The organism is Arthrobacter sp. UYCu512 (genome assembly GCF_040547075.1).
In the GTDB taxonomy this organism is placed as follows: domain Bacteria; phylum Actinomycetota; class Actinomycetes; order Actinomycetales; family Micrococcaceae; genus Arthrobacter.
Window position 1 is genome coordinate 1 of sequence record NZ_JBEPPA010000041.1, and the last position, 4305, is coordinate 4305.

At 61.2% G+C, this 4305-nt stretch carries 4 protein-coding genes; 2 read left to right on the plus strand and 2 right to left on the minus strand.

The features are described from left to right. Positions 1–287: 287 nt before the first annotated feature. On the minus strand, positions 288–629 hold the full coding sequence (gene uraH, locus ABIB49_RS19095) for a hydroxyisourate hydrolase (protein ID WP_282361111.1): 342 nt from the start codon (positions 627–629) through the stop codon (positions 288–290). Next, positions 626–1123: a 2-oxo-4-hydroxy-4-carboxy-5-ureidoimidazoline decarboxylase gene (gene uraD / locus ABIB49_RS19100; protein ID WP_354157643.1), complete on the minus strand. Its 498-nt coding sequence runs from the start codon at positions 1121–1123 to the stop codon at positions 626–628. Before uraD ends, uraH begins: the two co-directional genes overlap by 4 nt. Positions 1124–1739: 616 nt before the next feature. On the opposite strand from uraD, the gene ABIB49_RS19105 reads away from it, so the two are divergent. Continuing rightward, on the plus strand, positions 1740–3284 hold the full coding sequence (locus ABIB49_RS19105) for an NCS1 family nucleobase:cation symporter-1 (RefSeq protein WP_282361109.1): 1545 nt from the start codon (positions 1740–1742) through the stop codon (positions 3282–3284). A gap of 77 nt (positions 3285–3361) precedes the next feature. Further along, entirely contained in the window at positions 3362–4126 is a 765-nt protein-coding gene (locus ABIB49_RS19110; RefSeq protein WP_354157644.1) for an aspartate/glutamate racemase family protein, read from the plus strand. The last annotated feature ends 179 nt before the right edge of the window (positions 4127–4305 follow it).

Below are 4305 nucleotides of genomic sequence, written 5' to 3' on the forward strand. Positions count from 1 at the left end.
GGCGGTCTCTTCCGGATCACGATCAGGCAGCTGGTTAGTCAACCCGCTAAGGATATGGGAGGTCTCTTCTCCTGCAGCCACGTCCAACCTCTCTTCATCTTTGAATGTCTGGGCTAGTTATTTTCATATTGTGAGAAAACATTCTTGCTATTCGAGATTACCGACCCCAGTAGGGGCAGTCAAGCAGGGACCGCTGCCAACGGCCACCTGCACCCCTTAGGGGCCCGTCCGTGGATTGTGACTGCAGAAAGGTCCGCGCCGGGCTGAAGCCGGACGGCGCCTGGGGTTCAGCTGCCGCGATAGCTTGAGAATGAAAACGGGCTCAGGAGCAGCGGCACGTGATAGTGCGCCTCATTCCTGTCGACGGTAAACGTCAATACGACCTCCGGAAAGAAGGCCGGCGTGTTCATGGCGGTGAAATACTCCGCCGTCGAGAACTGCAGGCGATAGGTGCCGGAGTCCAGCACGTCGGGACCGAGATCCTTAACGCGCCCGTCGCTATCGGTATGCCCGGCTGCAACCTCCGACCAGTCTCCGTTGTCCAGCGCCAGCAGGCTGACAGGGACGCCGGCAGCGGGTTTGCCCGTCGACGTGTCCAGAATGTGCGTTGTTATGTGGGAACTCGTCACTGGCTCATCATTCCTCTGAGTCGATGGATGGAAATCTCGCGCAGCTGCTGCTGCACTATAGGCTCTTCCTCATTAGCGGTGTGGGAAATCCGCGCCTGAAGCGCCTCCAGGATTTCCTCTTTGCTGCGGCCGGCGGCGCGGATCAGAAATACCCGCCCAAACTTCTCTTCGTAGCTCCGGTTCCCCTCGGCCAGCGCCGCAATGACAGCATCCGAAGACTCGCCAAGGGAATCCTGCTCAACGCGCGAGAGTTTGGCTTCAGAGCTCTCCCCCGCAGCGACCTCGCCGATCCGGGGATGGTGGGCCAATGCCGACTCCACTTCAGCCGCGGCGAAGGGAAAAGCGGCACTGCGGGCGAAGTTCAACAGGTCCTCGACTGAGGAGAAGGGCCGCTCGTCGGCAATCTGCTCGACCCACCTTTGAATATCAAGGCAGGGACGCAGCGCGGAGACAATTTCCGGGCGGCTGGCCCCGTTGAAATCCTTGAGCAACATAATTAGTCCTTCTGCTTTGGGCAGCTGTCCGCGATGCGGTGGGACAACACCAGTTCCATTTCACATCATGGAAGTCTTATTCCAATAACCATCAGTGAAGCGCACGCAATTTTGCGTGTCAACTTTTCCAGTGCCCCAGCACTGCACGGGACGCCGATCGCTTCCGTGCCGCTGACCCGACCATACCGGCGCGCAGCCCGAGGCGCCGGCGGCCGCAATGGCGCCGGGCGTCCGACGGCGGTGCCACCGTGCGCCGCTCGGCATCACCAACTGCCGCGGCGGCCTCGCCACGTCGGTCGTTGAAATTCCACCATATGAAAGTTTTCTCTTCCCTTGTGGAATGGAGTGATCTGGGTTACTTTTAATTTGTTCCTCAACGAGGAGGACAGCAACAAACGATTGGTCGTCTTTATGCGGCAGCCCCTGCTTATCCCCGGGACGTACCCCGTCGACAATCCAGCTATGCCGCGGCGCCATCTGGACCCACTGGTCCCCCGGCTTTCCGTTCCTGAATCTCAGGACTGCAGAACACGGCCATAAGCCGCCCCCTCCAGCCTGTCGGCAGTTACGCCGACCCTTCGATAGAACACATTTCTTGTTTCCGAGAGGCAATTCCATGTCACAACTGCCGAACGCGGCTCCGCCCGTCGACGAGAACCATGACCGTCCCGCCGTTGCGTTGGATGACGTACCCTCTGCCGCGGAGCTCGGCTTGTCCCCGACGAGCGCCCGACTCTACAACCAGGACCTCGCGCCCACAATGATGAAGGGCCGCCGCTGGACCGCCTACAGCATCTTCACCCTCTGGGCCAATGACGTACACAGCCTGGGCAACTATGGTTTTGCGATCGGCCTCTTCGCCCTTGGCCTTGGTGCGTGGCAAATCCTGCTCGCCCTCGGCGTCGGCGCCGTCCTGCTGTTTATGCTTCTGACGTTTTCCGGCTTTATGGGCCATAAGACCGGTGTCCCGTTCCCGGTGATGAGCCGCATCGCCTTCGGAATCCACGGCGCACAAATCCCGGCCCTGATCCGCGGCGGCGTCGCAATCGCCTGGTTCGGCATCCAGACTTACCTGGCTTCGCTGGTCCTCCGTGTCCTCCTGATCGCGCTGGCGCCCGGCCTGGCGGACCTCGACAAGGACTCCATTCTCGGCCTTTCGACCCTGGGCTGGGCGTCGTTCCTTGCCTTGTGGATCGTGCAGGTGATCATCGTCCGGTACGGGATGGACATGATCCGCAAGTACGAGGCGTTCGCCGGGCCGATTATCCTCATCACCATGGCCGCACTGGCCATCTGGATGTTTATGCAGGCCGGAGGCTCCATTGCGCTCTCGACACCGGACGCCCTGACCGGAGGCGCCATGTGGCGGGAGATCTTCGCTGGCGGCGCACTCTGGGTTTCCATCTATGCCACGTTTGTGCTGAACTTCTGCGACTTCACCCGATCGTCCACCACCCGCAAATCCATCATCAAGGGTAATTTCTGGGGCATCCCGATCAACATGCTCTTCTTTGGCCTCATCGTCATCGTGATCACGGGAGCCCAGTTCAAGATCAACGGCGTAGTGATCGGCAGCCCCTCCGACATTGTCCAGTCGATCCCCAACACCTTCCTTCTAGTGGCAGCGGCACTGGCCCTGCTCATTCTGACCATTGCTGTGAACCTGATGGCCAACTTCGTTGCGCCGATCTACGCCCTGACCAACCTCATGCCTAAACGGCTGGACTTCCGCAAAGCCAGCCTGGTCAGCGCAATCATCGGACTGGTGATCCTGCCCTGGAACCTCTACAACAATCCGGCAGTCATCGTCTACTTCCTGGGCGGTCTCGGCGCGCTCCTCGGCCCGCTGTTCGGCGTCATCATGGCCGACTACTGGCTGATCCGCAAAACCCGCATCAACGTCCCGGAGCTGTACACCGAAGTCGACAAGGGTTCCTACTTCTACAGCAAGGGCGTCAACATGAGGGCGGTCGGAGCGTTCATTCCGGCGGCAATCATTTCGCTCCTGATCGCCTTCATCCCGGCTTTGCAGCCGGTCGCGGCGTTCTCCTGGTTCATCGGCGCCGGAATCGGAGCCCTGGCGTACTTCATCGTCGCCGACCGGAATCGGGAATTCCATGACGTCTCCGGCGAGCCGATCGCCGTACCCAGCCTCCACTGAACCGCCCGGCATCACGGCCGGTCCGCTCTTGCCCAGCGGACCGGCCGCTTCCCATCCCAGACGACCCGAAAGGCATCATGCGCATCCTCGTCGCAAACGTCAACACCACCGCTTCCATGACGGAATCGATCGCCGCACAGGCCCGCACGGCCGCCACTGCCGGGACCGAGATTATCGGCCTCACCCCGCGCTTTGGCGCGGACTCCTGCGAGGGAAACTTCGAAAGCTATCTGGCCGCCATTGCCGTTATGGATGTTGTCCTTGCATATCCCGAACCGTTCGACGCCGTTATCCAGGCCGGCTACGGCGAACACGGCCGGGAGGGGCTCCAGGAACTGCTCGACGTGCCAGTCATCGACATCACCGAGGCAGCCGCCAGCACCGCGATGTTCCTGGGCCACAAATATTCAGTCGTCACCACCCTCGACCGGACGGTTCCGCTCATTGAGGACCGGTTGAAACTCGCCGGACTCGATGCCCGATGCGCCTCCGTGCGGGCAAGCGGCCTGGGCGTCCTTGAACTCGAGGAATTCCCGGACCGTGCCGTAGAGGCCATTCTGGACCAGGCGCGACGGGCCGTGGAGGAGGACAAAGCCGAAGTTATCGTCCTCGGCTGCGGCGGCATGTCCGGGCTCGACGATAAAATCCGCGCATCCCTTGGCGTACCCGTCGTCGACGGCGTCGCAGCCGCAGTAACGATCGCCGAGTCCCTGGTGCGCCTTGGGCTGAGTACGTCGAAGGTCCGAACCTTTGCCACGCCCCGACCCAAGGTTGTCACCGGATGGCCGTTTTCCATTAACCAGAACGCCGATGGCACACCTTCTGACGTCCACGCCCGCTAGCGGGAGCAGTTCCGGGACGCGCGTAGACCTGATAGCCCAATCACCAGAGGAACAAAATCAATGAGTGAAACGACCAGACCGGAATATGACTTGGTTGTTCGTGGTCGGCGTGTGTTGACGACGGCGGGGATCGCGGCGCGGGAGGTCGGGATCCGGGGCGGGCGGATCGTGGCGATCGA

What these genes read in the sequence shown, in the direction of transcription:
- ABIB49_RS19105 (WP_282361109.1), top strand. Translation starts at nt 1,740, where the DNA reads ATGTCACAACTGCCGAACGCGGCTCCGCCCGTCGACGAGAACCATGAC.
- uraD (WP_354157643.1), bottom strand. Translation starts at nt 1,123, where the DNA reads ATGTTGCTCAAGGATTTCAACGGGGCCAGCCGCCCGGAAATTGTCTCC.
- ABIB49_RS19110 (WP_354157644.1), top strand. Translation starts at nt 3,362, where the DNA reads ATGCGCATCCTCGTCGCAAACGTCAACACCACCGCTTCCATGACGGAA.